Here is a 15,704-nt window from a genome sequence, read left to right on the forward strand (position 1 = left end):
GACTGGCCGAGGCAGGTGGCCCGGAGCCGGTTCTGGGCTAAAACCCCCTGGTGTCCGAACCCGCCACCCCCTTCTGGCGCGAAAAGCCCCTGTCCGCGATGAGCGAGGCGGAGTGGGAGAGCCTGTGCGATGGCTGCGGCCGCTGCTGCCTGCACAAGCTGCGCGAGGACGACACCGGCCGCCTCCATCACACCGAGGTCGCCTGCCGCCTGCTCGATGTCGGCTCCGCGCGCTGCACCGACTACGCCAATCGGCGCCGCCGCGTGCCCGACTGCATCCGCCTGACGCCCGACATGCTGGACGGGCTGGACTGGCTGCCCCCCACCTGCGCCTACCGCCTGCTCTCCGAGGGGCGGGACCTGCCCGAATGGCATCCGCTTCGCTCCGGCGACCCAGACAGCGTGCGCCGCGCCGGCATCTCCGTCGCCGGGCGCTGCGTGAGCGAGCGCCGGGCCGGGGCGCTGGAGGACCACATCGCGCGCTGGCCGGGGCAGTGGCCCCGCCGTGCCGGACCACGACCGCTTCCCACCCCGAAAGGAAACATCCGATGAAGGACGCCCTTTATGGCGGCATCAACGCCGCCGTGCTCACCGCGCTCAAGGGGGATCTCTCCCCCGACCTGGACCGTATGGCGGAGCACGCGAAGTGGCTGCTCGCCAATGGCTGCAACGGCCTCGGCGTGCTGGGCACGACGGGCGAGGCGAACAGCTTCTCGGGCAGCGAACGCAAGGCGATCGTCGAGGGGCTGATCCAGCGCGGCATTCCGGCGGCGAAGATGATGCCGGGCACCGGCGTCAGCAGCATCACCGAGACGGTGGAGCTGACCCAGCACGCCCGCGCCCAGGGCTGCCGCGGCGTGCTGCTGCTGCCGCCCTTCTACTATAAGGGCCCGTCCGATGACGGCCTCTTCGCCCATTTCGACGAGGTGGCGAAGCGCGTCGGCGGCGGCATCGCCCTCTACCTCTACCACTTCCCGCAGCAGAGCGCGGTGCCGCTCACGCTCAACCTCATCGGCAAGCTGCTGGACGCGCATCCGGGCGTGTTCAAGGGCGTGAAGGACAGCTCGGGCGACTATGCGAACATGAAGGCGATGATCGACGCCTTCGCCCCCCGCGGCTTCGAGGTGTATTCGGGCTCCGACGAATACGTGCAGCGCATCCTGGCCGATGGCGGCGCGGGCTGCATCACGGCGGCGAGCAACGCGAACTGCCACTGGGGCGGCATCGTCTATGCGAAGCGCACGGGGCCGGAGGCCGACAAGGCCCAGGCCATGCTGACCGCGACGCGCAAGGCCGCCACCGCCGCGCCGCTGATCCCCAACCTGCGTGAGGTGATCGCCCGCTCGCGCAACGATGACGCCTGGCGCCGCATCCGCCCGCCGCACCTGCCGCTGGACAAGGCGGCCGCCGACAAGGCCTGGGAAGCGTGGGTCGCCACCGGCGCCATTCCGCTGCCCGGCCTTTCCGGTGCGGCGCGCGCGGCGGCCGAGTAGTGCGGGAGCCGCTCCGCTGCCGTCCGCCGGCGGTGCCGACGACCCAGGTGGATGACGACAAGCTGCGCGTCATCCGCTGGGACTTCGAGCCCGGGGCGGAAACCGGATTCCACCGGCATGGCTGGCTCTACGTCGTCGTGCCGGTGACGGACGGGACGCTTCACATCGAGTTCCCGGACGGCTCCACCACCAGCGCGGAACTCAAGGCGGGGGTGGCGTATCACCGCCCCGCCGGGGTCGAGCACAACGTGGTGAACGGGGGCGCGGCGCCCCTGAGCTTCGTCGAGACCGAGGTGAAGGCCTTCCCGGGCTGACGGAAGGGAGGGGCGGACCTAACCGCCGCCCCGCTCCCGCGTTGCGGGCAGCATGTTCCCGCAGTTCATCTTCGCCACCGGCATCGAGAACAGCTACCCCAAGGTGGGCGGCCGCCGCGTGGACGAGATGGAGGCCTGTGGCCATTACCGCCACTGGCGCGAGGACTTCGCCCTGGTGCGCGAGCTAGGCCTCAGCTTCCTGCGCTACGGCCCGCCGCTGCATCGCGTCTGGCTAGGTGAAGGCCGCTACGATTGGGAGTTCACCGACCAGGCCTTCGCCGAGCTGTGGCGCCTCGGCATCGTCCCCATCGTCGATCTCTGCCATTTCGGCGTGCCCGACTGGGTCGGCGATTTCAACAATCCGGATTTCCCTTCCCTTTTCGCCTGCTACGCCCGCGCCTTCGCCGAGCGCTTCCCCTGGGTGCAGCTCTACACCCCCGTGAACGAGATCTTCATCTGCGCCCAGTTCTCCGGGCGCTTCGGCTGGTGGAACGAGGGGGAGCGGTCGGATCGCGGCTTCGTCACCGCGCTCAAGCACCTCGTGAAGGCGAATGTAATGGCGATGGAGGCGATCCTGGAGCGGCGGCCCGACGCGCTCTTCATCCAGAGCGAGTCGAGCGAGTACTTCCATGCCGTGAATCCCGCCGCCATCTCCCCGGCGGAGGCGATGAACCAGCAGCGCTTCCTGTCGCTCGACCTCAATTACGGGCGGCGGGTGGATAGCGGCATGTACGAGTTCCTGCTCGACAACGGCATGACTCGGGACGAGTACCATTTCTTCCTGGGCCGTCACCTTCGTCGCCACTGCGTCCTGGGCACCGACTACTACGTGACCAACGAGCATCTGGTGGAGGCGGACGGGCGCACGCGCGCGGCAGGGGACATCTTCGGCTATGCGGAGATCACACGGCAGTATCACGAGCGGTACCGCATGCCGGTGATGCACACGGAGACCAACCTGATCGAAGGCCCAACGGGGACCGAGGCGGTCGCTTGGCTGCGCAAGCAATGGGCCAATGCGCTGCGTGTCCGCAATAACGGAATCCCGATGCTGGGCTTCACCTGGTACTCCCTGACCGATCAGGTGGACTGGGACACGACGCTGCGCGAGGCGAATGGCAACGTGAACCCGCTTGGCCTCTATGACCTCGACCGCAAGATCCGCGCCGTAGGGCGCGAGTACCGGCGCATCGTGGAGGAATGGTCCAGCGTGCTGCCGACCCAGAGCTATAGCCTCGTCCTGCCGGTGCGCCCCCTGGAGGAGCAGGAGTGATGCGCTTCGCCGGGCGCCATGTTCTGGTGACGGGCGGCAGTTCGGGCATCGGGCGTGCGACCTGCGAAAGACTCGCGGCGGAAGGCGCGCGCGTCGCCGTGCTGTCGCGCGACGGGGCGGCGGCAGGGGACGTCGCGCAGCGCATCGGCGGCATCGCCATCCCAGCCGACCTTGCGGAGGAGACAGCGATCCAGGACGCCGCAGCGCGCATCGCGAAGGAATGGGGCACGCTGGATTTCCTGGTGAGCAACGCCGCGACGATGACCTTCACGCCCATCCTGGAGACCGAAGCGGCGGATTTCGACCGGGTGATCGCCGTGAACCTGCGCGCGCCCTTCCTGCTGCTGCGCTACCTGGGCGGGATGATCCGGCGCGGCGGGGCGGTGGTGCATGTCTCCTCCGTCCATGCGGCGGCGACTACGGCCAATGTCGCGCCCTATGCCGCCAGCAAGGGCGGGCTGGAGGCATTGACGCGCGCCGCCTCCATCGAGTTCACGCCGCGCGGCGTGCGGGTGAATGCCGTCGCGCCCGGCGCGGTGGAGACGCCCATGCTGCGCGCCAATCCCAACATCGCGAGCGGAGTGGAAAAGCTGGAGGGGCCGGTCGGCCGTCCCGAGCAGATCGCCGCCGCCATCTGCTTCCTGCTGAGCGAGGAGGCCGGCTTCGCCACCGGCGCGGTGCTGTCGGTGGATGGCGGGCGCTTGGCGGCGCTTTAAGGCCGGGAAGCGCGACGAGCCGCGCTTCCCGGTCAGTCCCTAGGCAGGCTGGGCTTTCGCCGCGCCGCGCATCGCCGCGGCCTGGGCGGCGGCAAAGCCCGCCACCGCCGCCGCCTGCGCCAGGACGAAGGCGGTGCCCAGGGCGGTGGGGGACAACCCCGCTAGGGCCGGGCCGAGCGCAAGCAGCGCGACGCTGTCCAGCACCCAGACCACGTTCACAGCGATGATGGCCCGCACCGCGGCGCGCGGCGGCGCGGCGCTGCGCCCCACCCAGCCGACGAAGGCGGCATAGAGCAGCAGGGCCAGCCCCGCCACGCGGAGCAGGCTCTCGGGTAGGCCGAGAAGGCCGGCGATGGGTGCCGCGGCGAGCAGCAGCCCGGTGGCGGCGCTGGCCGCCGCGTCGCCCAACAGGGCGAGGTGCAGGAAGCGAGTGGGTCGAAGCGTCATGGCGTGAACTCCCTTGTTCGAGCAACGGGGCAACCCTTCCCCATCGCGCCGGGCAAAGCGATGACCTCCGAGGTCATCGTGAAGCGGCGCGGCGCGGCCTATCCTCCGCGCCATGGCCCAAGCACAGCCCCGTCCCGCCTCGCCCCCGCCCGTCGGCGCGCTGCTGCGCGAATGGCGCCAGCGCCGTCGCCGGTCGCAGCTGGATCTGTCGCTCGATGCCGCCGTGTCGCAGCGCCACCTGTCCTGCGTGGAAAGCGGCCGCGCCGCGCCGAGCCGGGAGATGGTGCTGCGGCTGGCGGCGGAACTTGACGTGCCACTGCGCGAGCGCAACGCGCTGCTGCTGGCCGCCGGCTTCGCACCCGCCTTTCGCGAGCGGGGGCTGGACGACCCGGAGATGGTGGCGGCGCGCACGGCGGTGGAGACGCTGCTGCACGCCCACATGCCGCACCCCGCCCTGGCGGTGGACGGGGGGTGGAACCTCGTTTCTGCCAATGCGGCGGTGGCCAAGCTGCTTGGCGGACTGGTGGACCCCACGCGTCTGGCGCCGCCGGTCAACGTGCTGCGCCTGTCGCTGCATCCCGAGGGGTTGGCGCTGCGAATCCGCAACCTGCCCGAATGGCGCACGCACCTGCTGGAGCGGCTGCGGCGCGAGGTGGCTACCAGCGCTGATGCCGGGCTGACCGCGTTGCTGGCGGAGCTTTCCGCCCTGCCGGCGCCGGGGGGCGAAGCTGCCGCGCCGCATGGCATCCTGGTGCCGCTGGTGCTGGACACGCCCTGGGGCACGCTTTCGCTGATCTCCACCACCACGGTCTTCGGCACGCCCGCCGAGGTGACGCTGTCCGAACTGGCGATCGAGACCTTCTTTCCCGCAAATGCGGAGACAGCGGAGCGGCTGTGCGCCCTGGGCTAGCGCATCAGCCAATGGGCGCCACGCGCCCGTCCGGCGTCACCTCCCAGAGCGGACTATCCGCGGCGAGGCACTGCCCGCCGTCGCGCTGCTGACGCTGGAGGGCCTGATCCGACCGGAGGGCGGCTGGATGTAGTGGCGGCGAGTCTGCTGCTGGTTCTGCTGGCGCCGCTGCTGTCTGCCGGCGCGCTGGGCGTGCTGATGGCGCTCGGAAGGCCGGTGCTGTTCCGGCAGCGCCGCGCAGAGCACGACGGCGTGCCCTTCACCTTACTGAAGCTGCGCAGCCTGCGCGAGGATCCGGGTCCGGACGCGGTGCGGGTGACGCGTTTCGGTCGCATCCTGCGCGGATCGGTGCTGGACGAGGCGCCACGACTCCTCAACGTGCTGCGTGGCGAAATGTCCCCCGTCGGGCCGCGCCCGCTGCCGTTGGACCACCTGTCCCGCTACTCGCCGCGCGAGGCGACATGGCTGCGCGTGCGGCCCGGCCTGTGCGGGCTGACCCAGGCACAAGGTCGCAACGCCGTCCCTTGGGAGGCGCGGCTGGAATGGGACGCGTGCTACGTGGAGCGCGTGAGCTTCATGGGTGATCTGCGCATCCTCGTGCGCTGCGCGCTTGTCCTGCTGCGCGGGGGGGGGGGGGGGGGACAGAGTTCTCGGAACCTTTGCGCGAAACGCGCTGATCTCTCAGCCGCGCAGCCAGATCGCGTCCTTGACGGCGGAAGCCAGGAAGGCGCTGTGCGCTTCCTCCTGCTCCGGCGTCGGGATGATGGGGAGGGGGGAGCGCGGCCGCCTCTCCTCCTGCACCAGCGCGGCCACCATCGGCGCCTCATCCAGGGCGAGGCCGCCCTGCCTTCCGCCGCGCAGCTCCAGATAGGCGGCGGCCAGCAGGCGCACGTCGAGCAGCGCGTTGTGGGTCGTCCGCTCGGACAGGTCGATGCCGAAGCGGCGGCACAGCGCGTCCAGGCTGTTGGGCGCGCCCGGGAAGCGCTCCCGCGCCAGCACGAGGCTGTCCACCATGCGCGAGGCGTCCAGCGGAGGCAGGCCGGCCCGCACCAGCTCCGCATCCAGGTGCTTGAAGTCGAAGGGCGCGTTGTGGGCGACGATGGGCGCGTCGCCCAGGAAATCCAGCATCTCCTGTGCCACGGCGGCGAAGAGCGGCTTGCCCTCCAGGTCGGAGCGGGTGAAGCCGTGCACGCGCGTGCTTTCCGGCGGCACGTCGCGCTGCGGATCGATCAGCGTGTGGAAGTAACGGCCCGTGGGCAGGAGGTTCACGAGCTCGATCGCCGCGATCTCGATGACGCGGTGGCCTTCCTCCGGCTCGAAGCCGGTGGTCTCGGTGTCCAGGACGATCTCGCGGGTCATTTTGCTGGCCTCAGGCGCCGCGCGCGCGTTCCGCGCGCTTGGCTTGCGCGCCTCGGACATGGTGCGCTGGTTGATGGGTTGCGAGGCGCGCGGCTTGCCCTTTGGGCGGCGCGGATTGGGGCGTGTGTCATAGCCCTTCCTTTCGCAGCAGGCGGCGCAGCTGGGCGACGGTGTGGAAGTGGGACAGGCCGGTGCGGATCACGTGGGTGGCGCGGCGGCGCTTCTCGGCATCTGGCGTCTGGCGGGCGCGGATCGCTTCCAGACGCGCCTTCGTCATGCCGGGGCGGCGCAGCACGCGCTGGGCTTGCACCTTGGCCGGCGCGGAAACAACGAAGATGGCGTCGAAGGGGAGGAGGCTCTTGCGGGTCTTGCGCGTCTCGAACAGGAGCGGGATGTCCAGCACCGCCGCCCGTGCGCCATGAGCCCGCGCGCGGGCCAGGAAGCGCGACTCGGCCCGGCGCACCAGCGGGTGGACAATGCGCTCCAGCCGGGTCAGTGCCGCGGGGTCGGGCAGGACGACGCGGCGCAGCGCCTCGCGGTCCACCGCGCCGTCGCGCACCGTGCCGGGAAAGGCGCGGTCGATAGGCCGCACCGCCGCGCCGCCCTTGGCCTGCAGGGCGTGCACCGCCTCATCCGCATCGAAGACCGGGATGCGGCGGGAGCGGAAGACGCGGGCAGCCGTGGACTTGCCCATGCCGATGCCGCCGGTGAGGCCCCACACCTTCATCGCGGTGGGATATCGGCGGCCACCGCCTCACGCAGCGCGTCATCCACCACCGGGTCGGGGCCGAACCACGCATGGAAGCCGGGGCGCGCCTGATGCAGCAGCATCCCCAGCCCATCCACGCCGCGCAGGCCGCGCCCGCGCGCTGCGCGCAGCAATGGCGTTTCCAGCGGCACATAGACGATGTCCGCCACCACCGCATGGTCGGGCAGGGGGGCAAGGTCGAGTTCCAGGGGCGGCTGCCCCGCCATGCCGAGGCTGGTGGCGTTCACCAGCAGCGCCGCGTCTTCCAGCTTCGGCTGCTCCGCCACCTCCACCGGCCCGCCCAGCGCTTCCGCCAGCGCCTCGGCCCGCGCGCGGGAGCGGTTGACGAGGAGGAGGCGCGGGCAGCCCGCGTCGAGCAGCGCCGCCGCGATGGCCCGCGCCGCGCCACCCGCCCCCAGCACCACGGCGGGGCCGGAGGCGGGGTCGTAACCGCCCAGCGACTGGAGGAAGCCGTAGCCGTCGGTGCAGTCGCCCTCGATGCCCTCTTCGCGGAAGATCAGCGTGTTCACCGCCCCGGCGCGGCGGGCGCGCGGCGTCAGCATGTCGGCCAGGGCGAAGGCGGCTTCCTTGTGCGGGATGGTGACGTTGCAGCCGCGAAACCCGGCGAGGCGCAGCCCGCGCATCGCCTGCGCGAAATCCTCCGGTCGCACCGGCAGCGGCACATAGGCGGCATCCAGCTCGTGCCGCACGATCCAGTGCCCGTGAAGGCGGGGCGAACGCGAATGCGCCACCGGCCAGCCCGTCACCCCCGCCAGCATCGCCTTGCCGGTCAGGGGCATGGGCTGCTCCCACCGCGCGAACAAGGCCGTCCGGCCGCAAAGCGGCCGGCGCCGCCAGGCCAACCGTGCAAGCGGCACGCCCGTGGCGCGGCGAAGCCCAGCCGGCGGAGCCGGCGCCCGGCGCCTGAGGTCACAATCAAATGGCGACGCTCGGAACGAGCGTCGCCTGCATGGCGGCGCAGAGCACCTCTGCCCCGTCCTCGCCGCGCATCCACACCTCGGCGCGGGCCACGGTCAGGGTGCGGCCCGGCTTCAGCACCTCGGCGCGGGCAATGGCCAGCACGCCGCGCGCCGGGCGCAGGAAGTTCACCTTCAGCTCGGCCGTCAGCACCTCCTGCCCCGCCGGCAGCAGGGAAAGCGAGGCGTAGCCGCAGGCATTATCGGCCAGCGTCGTCAGCACCCCGGCATGGAGGAAGCCGTGCTGCTGCGTCAGCGTCTTGCGGAACGGCGCCTCGATTACGCAGCGGCCGGGCCGCACCTCGGCGATGCGGGCCTCGATCACGCGCATCAGCCCCTGCTGCGCGAAGCTCGCGTCGATACGGCGCTGCAGTTCCTCATGGGGCATGCGTCAGAGCTTCCAGCCGGTGTGGAGGGCGACGATGCCGCCCGACAGGTTGCGATAGGCCACGCGCTCCAGCCCCGCCTCGCGCATCATAGCGGCCAGCGTCTCCTGGTCGGGGAAGGTGCGGATGCTCTCGGCGAGGTAGCGATAGCTTTCCGCATCGCCTGCCAGGCGCTGGCCCATGCGCGGCAGCACCTTGAAGCTCCAGGCATCGTAGAGCGGCTGCAGCGCCGAGATCTCCAGGCGGGAGAATTCCAGCACATGCGCCCGTCCGCCGGGCTTCAGCACGCGCCGCATCTCCCGCAGCACCGCGTCCTTGTTCGTGCAGTTCCGCAGGCCGAAGGCCATAGTGATCTTGTGCACGGAGGAATCCGGCAGCGGCAGGCGCTCCGCATCGGCGCAGAGGAAGTCCAGCCCGGCGACGAGGCCACGCTCGGCCGCCCGGTCGCGCCCGACGCGCAGCATCTCGTCATTGATGTCGGAGCAGATGACGCGCCCCGCCCCGCGCGGCAGCGCCAGGAAGGAGATGTCTCCCGTCCCGCCCGCGAGGTCGAGCAGCACCTCATTCGGGCGCGGCGCCACGGCGTTGATAAGTATGCGCTTCCACACCCGGTGGATGCCGAGCGACATGGTGTCGTTCATCAGGTCGTAGCGCGGGGCCACGCTGTCGAAGACGCGGCGGACCAGCCCCGCCTTCTCCCCGGTCGGGACCTCGCGGAAGCCGAAATCGGTGGTGCGGTCGTCTGCTGTCATGCCCGGCCAGCATAGGCGGGACGCGCCGCCCTTGCCACCCGCGCCGCCCCGCGCCAAACCGCCCCGATGCCTGAGCTTCCGGAGGTCGAGACGGTGATGCGCGGCCTCGACGCCGTGCTGACCGGAGAGGTGATCCGCACCGCCGAGACGCGGCGCGACGGGCTGCGCTGGCCCTTTCCGGACGGGATGGCGGCGATGCTGCAGGGCGCGAGGGTCGAAGGCTTCCGGCGCCGCGGCAAGTACATGCTGATGCGGCTGGCGGACCGACCCTCGCTGCTGATCCACCTGGGCATGTCGGGGCGCATGGTGGCGCGGCGCCTAGGCGCGCCGCCCGTCCCCTCGCTGGGCCCGCACGGCGCTGTCTCCGACGCGCGCGGCCACAACAGCCCGCCCGAGGCGCACGAGCATGTCGTGATGGAGACCGAGGGCGGCTGGCGGGTCGGCTTCGTGGACCCGCGCCGCTTCGGCTGCATGGATTTCGCCCCGCGCGAGGCGGAGGACAGCCACCCCCTTCTCGTCGGCATGGGGCCGGAGCCGCTGGAGGAAGGGTTCGACGTCCCCGCGCTGGAGGCGGCCCTGGCGGGGCGGCGCACCCCCATCAAGGTGGCGCTGCTGGACCAGCGCATCGTCGCGGGGCTGGGCAACATCTATGTGTGCGAGGCGCTGTTCCGCGCCGGCATCGCGCCCACGCGCCTGGCCGCCACCGTGCCCGGTCCGGACGCCACGCGGCTTGTGCCCGCGATCAAGGCCGTGCTGCAGGAGGCCATCGCGGCCGGAGGCTCCTCTCTGCGCGACTATGTGCGCGCGGATGGCGAGGTGGGGTTCTTCCAGGAGCGCTTCGACGTCTACGACCGCGAAGGCCAGCCCTGCCGCCTCTGCCCCGGGCCGGATTCCTGCCCCGGCATCGCCCGGCTTGTGCAGTCCGGCCGTTCGACCTTCTACTGCCCGCAAACCCAGACATAGGGACGCCCATGGCCTTCGAGATGATCCTGACCGAGACGCATGGCCGCACGGCCCTGATCCGCCTCAACCGCCCGCAGGCGCTGAACGCCCTGTGCGACGGGCTGATGGCGGAGATGGCCGAGGCCCTGGCCGGGTTCGACCGGGACGACAACATCGCGGCCATCGTCATCACGGGCAGCGAGAAGGCCTTCGCCGCGGGCGCCGACATCAAGGAGATGAAGGACCGCACCTTCCCCGGCGTGCTGGCCGAGGATTTCATCGGCAAGTGGGAGGCGGTGACGACGATCCGCAAGCCGGTGATCGCGGCCGTCGCGGGCTTCGCCCTGGGCGGCGGCTGCGAGCTGGCGATGATGTGCGACATGATCATCGCCGCCGACACGGCGAAGTTCGGCCAGCCCGAGATCAACCTGGGCATCATCCCCGGCGCCGGAGGCACGCAGCGCCTGACACGCGCCGTGGGCAAGAGCAAGGCGATGGACCTGGTGCTGACCGGCCGCATGATGGACGCGCAGGAGGCGGAGCGCGCCGGCCTCGTCGCCCGCATCGTCCCGGCCGCCGACCTCCTCACGGAGGCGCTGAAGGTCGCAGAGAAGATCGGCCAGCTCTCCGGCCCCTCCGTCGCCACCGCGAAGCAGGCGGTCAACGTCGCCTTCGAGACGACGCTGCGCGAGGGGGTGCGCTTCGAGCGCGGCGTTTTCTATGCCCTCTTTGCCACGGAAGATCAGAAGGAAGGCATGGGCGCCTTTGCCGAGAAGCGGAAGCCCGCCTTCCGCAACCGCTGAGGCACCGTGCGCTTGACGCGGCGGGGCAGGGGTCCTAGAACCCCGGCCTCCCGCGGCGGGCAAGTCCCGCTCCCGTACACTCAAGAAGCAAGTTCACCGATCGCCCATGGCCAACACCGCTTCCGCGCGCAAGCGCATCCGCCAGACCGAGAAGCGCACCGAGCGCAACCGCATGCGCCGTTCGCGCGTGCGGACCTTCCTCCGGAAGGTTGAGCTGGCCCTGGCCGGTGGCAACAAGGAAGAGGCGCAGTCCGCCTTCCAGGCGGCGGCGCCCGAGATGCAGCGCGCCGTGACCAAGGGTGTGCTGCACCGCAACACCGTGGCCCGCAAGCTGTCGCGCCTGTCCGCCCGTATCAAGGCGGCAGCGCCCAAGACGGCCTGATTCCAGCCAAGTAACCATCGGCGAAGCTGCAATCACCGGTAAGCCAACTGGCTTTCCGGTGATTTCGCTTGCCTGCGTTGTAACCCTTCTGAAACGCGTCTTGTTTGCCACAGGTCCCGTCTCTCCCCGTTATCCACAGGGGGGAGGCGTTTTTTTCCGGGGCCGAACGCGTTAGCCTGACCAGAAGGGACCCTTGGCATCTCGCCGAGGGTGGTGCTGTCGAAAGGGGCCGATGAGCGGAATGGAGACAGCGCCGGACGATTTCTCCCACCTTGGGGCCGAAGCCGTTTCCGTTGCGGCCGGTGACCTGTCCACCGCCTGGGCCCGCATCCGCGGCCGGCTGCGGCAGGAAGTGGGGGATGTCGAGTACCGGACCTGGCTGCGCCAGATGACGCTCCAGGGCGTCGAGGACGGCACGGCCCTCATCTCCCTGCCGACCCGCTTCCTGCGCGACTGGGTGCGCGACCATTACGGCGATCGCCTGCGCCTGCTGGTCCAGGCCGAGATGCCGGGGATGCGCGGCGTCGAGCTTCGCGTCGCCTCCGCCCGCCCTGCTGCGGCCGAAGCCGCCACCCCCGCCGAGGCGCCGCTGGCGGAGAGCCTCCTGGTCCCGCCCGCGCCTCCGCCCGCCATGGCCGTCCCGGCCGCCGCGAGCAACGGGGCAGGGGGGAATGAGTGGGTCGCGCCGCTCGACCCGCGCTACACCTTCGACACCTTCGTGGTGGGCAAGCCCAACGAGTTCGCCCATGCCTGCGCCCGCCGCGTCGCCGAGGCGCCGGCCATGGCAGGGTTCAACCCGCTCTTCCTCTATGGCGGGGTGGGGCTGGGCAAGACGCACCTGATGCACGCCATCGCCTGGGCGCTGCGCGAGGGGAACCCGCACCTCCCGGTCGCCTACATGTCGGCCGAGAAGTTCATGTACCGCTTCATCGCCGCGCTGCGCTCGCACAATACGACGGAGTTCAAGACCCAGCTCCGCTCCGTGCAGGTGCTGATGGTGGACGACCTGCAGTTCCTGATCGGCAAGGACAACACGCAGGAAGAGTTCTTCCACACCTTCAACGCGCTGATCGATGCCGGCAAGCAGATCATCCTTTCCGCCGACAAGGCGCCGACCGACCTTTCCGGCATCGAGGACCGCCTGCGGACGCGACTTTCCGCCGGCATCGTGGCCGACCTTCACGCCACCACCTATGAGCTGCGCCTGTCCATCCTCCAGGCCAAGGCGCACGATGCCGGCGTGGAGATCCCGCCGCGGGTGCTGGAGTTGCTGGCCCGCAAGATCGCCTCCAACGTGCGCGACCTGGAGGGGGCGCTGAACCGCCTCGTCGCCCATGCCCAGCTCTTCGGGCGGCCGATCACGCTGGAAACCGCGCCGGAGGTGCTGGCGGACATCCTGCGCTCCCATGATCGCAAGCTGTCCATCGACGACATCCAGCGCAAGGTGGCCGAGCACTACAACATGCGCCTGACCGAGATGGCCTCGGCCCGCCGCTCCCGCGCCGTGGCGCGGCCGCGCCAGGTGGCGATGTACCTGTCAAAGCAGCTGACCCAGCGCTCCCTGCCCGAGATCGGCCGGAAATTCGGCAACCGGGACCACACGACGGTGCTGCACGCGGTGAACAAGGTGACCGAGCTCATGGAGGCGGACGCCGCCTTCGCCGAGGAGGTCACGCTGATCCGCAAGATGCTCGAGACCTGAGCAGGGGGGCGCAGCGCGCCCCTTGGGGCCGCAAGGCCTTCCTGCTAAAGGGAATCCGGAAAATCGGCACGAGAAGTCTCTGGGGGACAGGGCACCATGAAGTTCAGCGTCGAGCGCGCCATCCTGCTCAAGGCCCTGGCCCACACGCAGTCGGTGGTGGAGAAGCGCAACACCATCCCCATCCTCGCCAATGTCCTGCTGGATGCGCGCGAAGGCGGTCTGAAGCTGACGGCCACCGACATGGAGATCGCCATCGTCGAGGAAGTGCCCGGCGTGCAGGTCAGCCGCCCCGGCCGCACCACCGCCCCGGCCGCGACTCTGTATGAGATCGTCCGCAAGCTGCCCGACAGCGCGACGATCGAGCTGGACCACAAGGGCGGTGACGCGCCGCTCGCCCTGCGCGCGGGCCGTTTCCAGACCAGCCTCTCCGTCCTGCCGGTCGAGGACTACCCGGCCATGACCGAGGGGGCGCTGCCGCACGGTTTCCGCCTGGAGGCGGCGCGTCTGCGCGGCCTGATCGACCGCACGCGTTTCGCCATCTCGACCGAGGAGACGCGCTACTACCTGAACGGCATCTACCTCCACGCCGCCGAGGTTGAGGGCCGCAAGGTGCTGCGCGCCGCCGCGACGGACGGGCACCGCCTCGCCCGCGTGGAAGAGGACTTGCCCGAGGGCGCGGGCGGGATGCCCGGCGTCATCATCCCGCGCAAGACCGTGGCCGAGCTTCGCAAGCTGGCCGAGGAGACGCGGGACGAGGTCGAGATCCGCCTCTCCGAGACCAAGATCTCCTTCCGCATAGGGCCGGTCGTGCTCACCTCCAAGCTGATCGACGGCACCTTCCCGGATTATGAGCGCGTCATTCCCAAGGCGAATGACAAGGTGATGGAGGTGGACACCAAGGGCTTCGCCCAGGCGGTGGACCGCGTGGCCGCCATCTCCAGCGAGCGTTCCCGCCCGGTGAAGCTCTCCCTCGGCAAGGACTACCTGGAACTGACGGCCAACAGCGCCGAGGCCGGCAATGCGCGGGAGGAGCTGGACGGGGACCTCGTCCGCTACGACGCCGCGCCGCTGGAGATCGGCTTCCAGGCCCGCTACCTCGCCGACATCACCGGCCAGGTCGGGGAGACGCTGGTCTTCCGCTTCTCCGATGGCTCCGCCCCCACGGTGGTGCAGGACAAGGCGGATGACGCCGCGCTCTATGTCCTGATGCCGATGCGCGTGTAGCGCCACGGCGTTGCTGCGAAATGCAGCGGGGATCCCCATATACGGGCATTGATCCTCGCAACGGGCGCCACCCGGCGAAGCCACGCTTCGCCGGGCCGCCGAAGGCGTCTGGTTGGACACTTCCCCCGAACTTCCCATTCCCCGTCTCACCCGGCTGCGGCTGACCCGGTTCCGCTCCTACCTCGCGGCGGAGTTCCGGCTGGGCGGGCGTCTGGTGCTGCTCACCGGACCGAACGGCGCCGGCAAGACCAATCTGCTGGAGGCGATCAGCCTGCTCGCCCCCGGGCGCGGGCTGCGCGGCGCGCGTCTGTCCGACGTGGCGATGCGCGGCGCCCCCTCTTGGGCCGTGTCCGGCCGCTTCGAGGACGGGGCCGGGGGGTTCGAGGTCGGCACCGGCGCGCTGGATGAGGCGACGGCAGAACGCCGGGCCTTCCGCTTGGATGGCGAGAAGCTTCCGACCCAGGCCGAGCTGGCGGAGCGCCTCGCCATGGTCTGGCTGACCCCGCAGCAGGACCGGCTCTTCGGCGATCCGGCCAGTGCCCGCCGCCGCTTCCTGGACCGCCTTGTCCTGGCCTTCGAGCCACGCCACGCGCGGGAGGTCGGCGCCTATGAGCGCGCCATGGCCCATCGCAACCGCCTCCTCGCCGAAGGCGGAGCAGACCCGGCCTGGTTGGGCGGGCTGGAGGAGGCGTTGGCCCGGCACGGCACTGCCATCGCCGCGGCGCGCCGGGCACTGGTGGGGCGGCTGGATCAGGCACTGGAAGGCGGGGTGGCAGGGGCCTTCCCGGCCGCCCGCCTAGCCCTGGAATGCCCGGCAGCCGGCCTCCTGGACACCATGCCCGCGCTGGAGGCCGAGGAGGCGCTGCGCGAGGGGCTGCGCGAAGGCAGGCGGCGCGACGCCGCCGCCGGCGCCACCCTGACCGGCCCGCACCGCGCCGACCTGCTCTTCACCCATGCGGAGAAGGACCTGCCCGCCGCCCTGTGCTCCACGGGCGAGCAGAAGGCGTTGCTGGTCTCCACCGTCCTGGCCCATGCCGGGCTGATGACGGCGCTGCGCGGCACCGCCCCCCTCCTGTTGCTTGACGAGGCGGGGGCGCATCTGGATTCCGGGCGCCGGCGGGCCCTGGTCGGGGCGCTGGCGGCCCTGCCGGTCCAGGCCTTCCTGACGGGGACGGAGTCGGCGGCCTTCGCGGGGGCGGAAATCGAGCATTTCCTTGTGGAATCGGGGGAAATCCGACCGGCCCCCCTGCCGTAACCCCCCCCGCAATGCCATATAA

General features: G+C 70.8%; 18 protein-coding genes and 1 pseudogene. 13 read left to right on the top strand and 6 right to left on the bottom strand.

What is annotated here, in order from left to right; all coding sequences use genetic code 11:
* Nucleotides 1-50: 50 nt before the first annotated feature.
* Genes JTJ31_RS18870 through JTJ31_RS18890 form a run of 5 tightly spaced genes read left to right on the top strand, consistent with a single transcriptional unit; the run spans nucleotide 51 to nucleotide 3,795 of the window.
* Nucleotides 51-551 carry a YcgN family cysteine cluster protein gene (locus JTJ31_RS18870; protein ID WP_207540285.1) on the top strand — a complete coding sequence of 167 codons (501 nt, stop codon included), beginning with the start codon at nucleotides 51-53 and terminating at the stop codon, nucleotides 549-551.
* The gene (locus JTJ31_RS18875; protein ID WP_207540286.1) at nucleotides 548-1,492 is read left to right on the top strand and encodes a dihydrodipicolinate synthase family protein; all 945 of its coding nucleotides are present in this window, start codon (nucleotides 548-550) and stop codon (nucleotides 1,490-1,492) included. Before JTJ31_RS18870 ends, JTJ31_RS18875 begins: the two co-directional genes overlap by 4 nt.
* Entirely contained in the window at nucleotides 1,492-1,806 is a 315-nt protein-coding gene (locus tag JTJ31_RS18880; protein WP_207540287.1) for a cupin domain-containing protein, read from the top strand. Before JTJ31_RS18875 ends, JTJ31_RS18880 begins: the two co-directional genes overlap by 1 nt.
* Before the next feature lie 52 nt (nucleotides 1,807-1,858).
* Complete coding sequence (locus JTJ31_RS18885; RefSeq protein WP_207540288.1) at nucleotides 1,859-3,079, top strand: family 1 glycosylhydrolase; 1,221 nt, start codon at nucleotides 1,859-1,861, stop codon at nucleotides 3,077-3,079.
* On the top strand, nucleotides 3,079-3,795 hold the full coding sequence (locus tag JTJ31_RS18890; protein WP_207540289.1) for an SDR family NAD(P)-dependent oxidoreductase: 717 nt from the start codon (nucleotides 3,079-3,081) through the stop codon (nucleotides 3,793-3,795). Before JTJ31_RS18885 ends, JTJ31_RS18890 begins: the two co-directional genes overlap by 1 nt.
* A gap of 39 nt (nucleotides 3,796-3,834) precedes the next feature.
* Here the strand turns inward: JTJ31_RS18890 and JTJ31_RS18895 are convergent, their stop codons facing one another.
* On the bottom strand, nucleotides 3,835-4,242 hold the full coding sequence (locus tag JTJ31_RS18895) for a hypothetical protein (protein ID WP_207540290.1): 408 nt from the start codon (nucleotides 4,240-4,242) through the stop codon (nucleotides 3,835-3,837).
* A gap of 112 nt (nucleotides 4,243-4,354) precedes the next feature.
* Between JTJ31_RS18895 and JTJ31_RS18900 the strand changes: the two genes are divergently transcribed.
* Together JTJ31_RS18900 and JTJ31_RS24735 are read left to right on the top strand one after the other, a co-directional pair.
* Complete coding sequence (locus JTJ31_RS18900) at nucleotides 4,355-5,152, top strand: helix-turn-helix transcriptional regulator (protein WP_207540291.1); 798 nt, start codon at nucleotides 4,355-4,357, stop codon at nucleotides 5,150-5,152.
* A gap of 132 nt (nucleotides 5,153-5,284) precedes the next feature.
* Nucleotides 5,285-5,761 (top strand): annotated as a pseudogene (locus tag JTJ31_RS24735) (sugar transferase); the annotation flags it as partial.
* A 72-nt stretch (nucleotides 5,762-5,833) separates the two neighbouring features.
* On the opposite strand, the gene dnaQ reads toward JTJ31_RS24735, so the two are convergent.
* From dnaQ to JTJ31_RS18930, 5 genes are all read right to left on the bottom strand, one after another.
* Nucleotides 5,834-6,511 carry a DNA polymerase III subunit epsilon gene (dnaQ, locus tag JTJ31_RS18910; protein ID WP_207540292.1) on the bottom strand — a complete coding sequence of 226 codons (678 nt, stop codon included), beginning with the start codon at nucleotides 6,509-6,511 and terminating at the stop codon, nucleotides 5,834-5,836.
* A gap of 127 nt (nucleotides 6,512-6,638) precedes the next feature.
* A complete protein-coding gene (coaE, locus tag JTJ31_RS18915; protein WP_207540293.1) occupies nucleotides 6,639-7,238 on the bottom strand; it encodes a dephospho-CoA kinase in 600 nt (199 codons plus the stop codon).
* Nucleotides 7,235-8,059, bottom strand: coding sequence for a shikimate dehydrogenase (locus JTJ31_RS18920; protein WP_207540294.1), 825 nt, complete (start codon nucleotides 8,057-8,059; stop codon nucleotides 7,235-7,237). The genes coaE and JTJ31_RS18920 overlap by 4 nt, the downstream gene beginning before the upstream one ends.
* Before the next feature lie 136 nt (nucleotides 8,060-8,195).
* Nucleotides 8,196-8,624: a PaaI family thioesterase gene (locus JTJ31_RS18925; protein WP_207540295.1), complete on the bottom strand. Its 429-nt coding sequence runs from the start codon at nucleotides 8,622-8,624 to the stop codon at nucleotides 8,196-8,198.
* Nucleotides 8,625-8,627: 3 nt separating this feature from the next.
* A complete protein-coding gene (locus JTJ31_RS18930; RefSeq protein WP_207540296.1) occupies nucleotides 8,628-9,374 on the bottom strand; it encodes a class I SAM-dependent methyltransferase in 747 nt (248 codons plus the stop codon).
* A gap of 66 nt (nucleotides 9,375-9,440) precedes the next feature.
* On the opposite strand from JTJ31_RS18930, the gene mutM reads away from it, so the two are divergent.
* The 6 genes from mutM to recF all read left to right on the top strand — a co-directional run bounded on the left by mutM (nucleotide 9,441) and on the right by recF (nucleotide 15,682).
* Entirely contained in the window at nucleotides 9,441-10,337 is an 897-nt protein-coding gene (gene mutM / locus JTJ31_RS18935) for a bifunctional DNA-formamidopyrimidine glycosylase/DNA-(apurinic or apyrimidinic site) lyase (RefSeq protein WP_207540297.1), read from the top strand.
* Nucleotides 10,338-10,345: 8 nt separating this feature from the next.
* Complete coding sequence (locus tag JTJ31_RS18940) at nucleotides 10,346-11,119, top strand: enoyl-CoA hydratase (protein ID WP_207540298.1); 774 nt, start codon at nucleotides 10,346-10,348, stop codon at nucleotides 11,117-11,119.
* A gap of 106 nt (nucleotides 11,120-11,225) precedes the next feature.
* A complete protein-coding gene (rpsT, locus tag JTJ31_RS18945) occupies nucleotides 11,226-11,501 on the top strand; it encodes a 30S ribosomal protein S20 (RefSeq protein WP_207540299.1) in 276 nt (91 codons plus the stop codon).
* A 241-nt stretch (nucleotides 11,502-11,742) separates the two neighbouring features.
* Entirely contained in the window at nucleotides 11,743-13,203 is a 1,461-nt protein-coding gene (gene dnaA, locus JTJ31_RS18950) for a chromosomal replication initiator protein DnaA (RefSeq protein ID WP_207540361.1), read from the top strand.
* A gap of 96 nt (nucleotides 13,204-13,299) precedes the next feature.
* A complete protein-coding gene (gene dnaN / locus JTJ31_RS18955; protein WP_207540300.1) occupies nucleotides 13,300-14,427 on the top strand; it encodes a DNA polymerase III subunit beta in 1,128 nt (375 codons plus the stop codon).
* A gap of 112 nt (nucleotides 14,428-14,539) precedes the next feature.
* On the top strand, nucleotides 14,540-15,682 hold the full coding sequence (gene recF, locus JTJ31_RS18960) for a DNA replication/repair protein RecF (protein ID WP_236020436.1): 1,143 nt from the start codon (nucleotides 14,540-14,542) through the stop codon (nucleotides 15,680-15,682).
* Nucleotides 15,683-15,704: the final 22 nt, after the last annotated feature.

The organism is Sabulicella rubraurantiaca, assembly GCF_017355885.1.
Lineage (GTDB): Bacteria > Pseudomonadota > Alphaproteobacteria > Acetobacterales > Acetobacteraceae > Roseococcus > Roseococcus rubraurantiacus.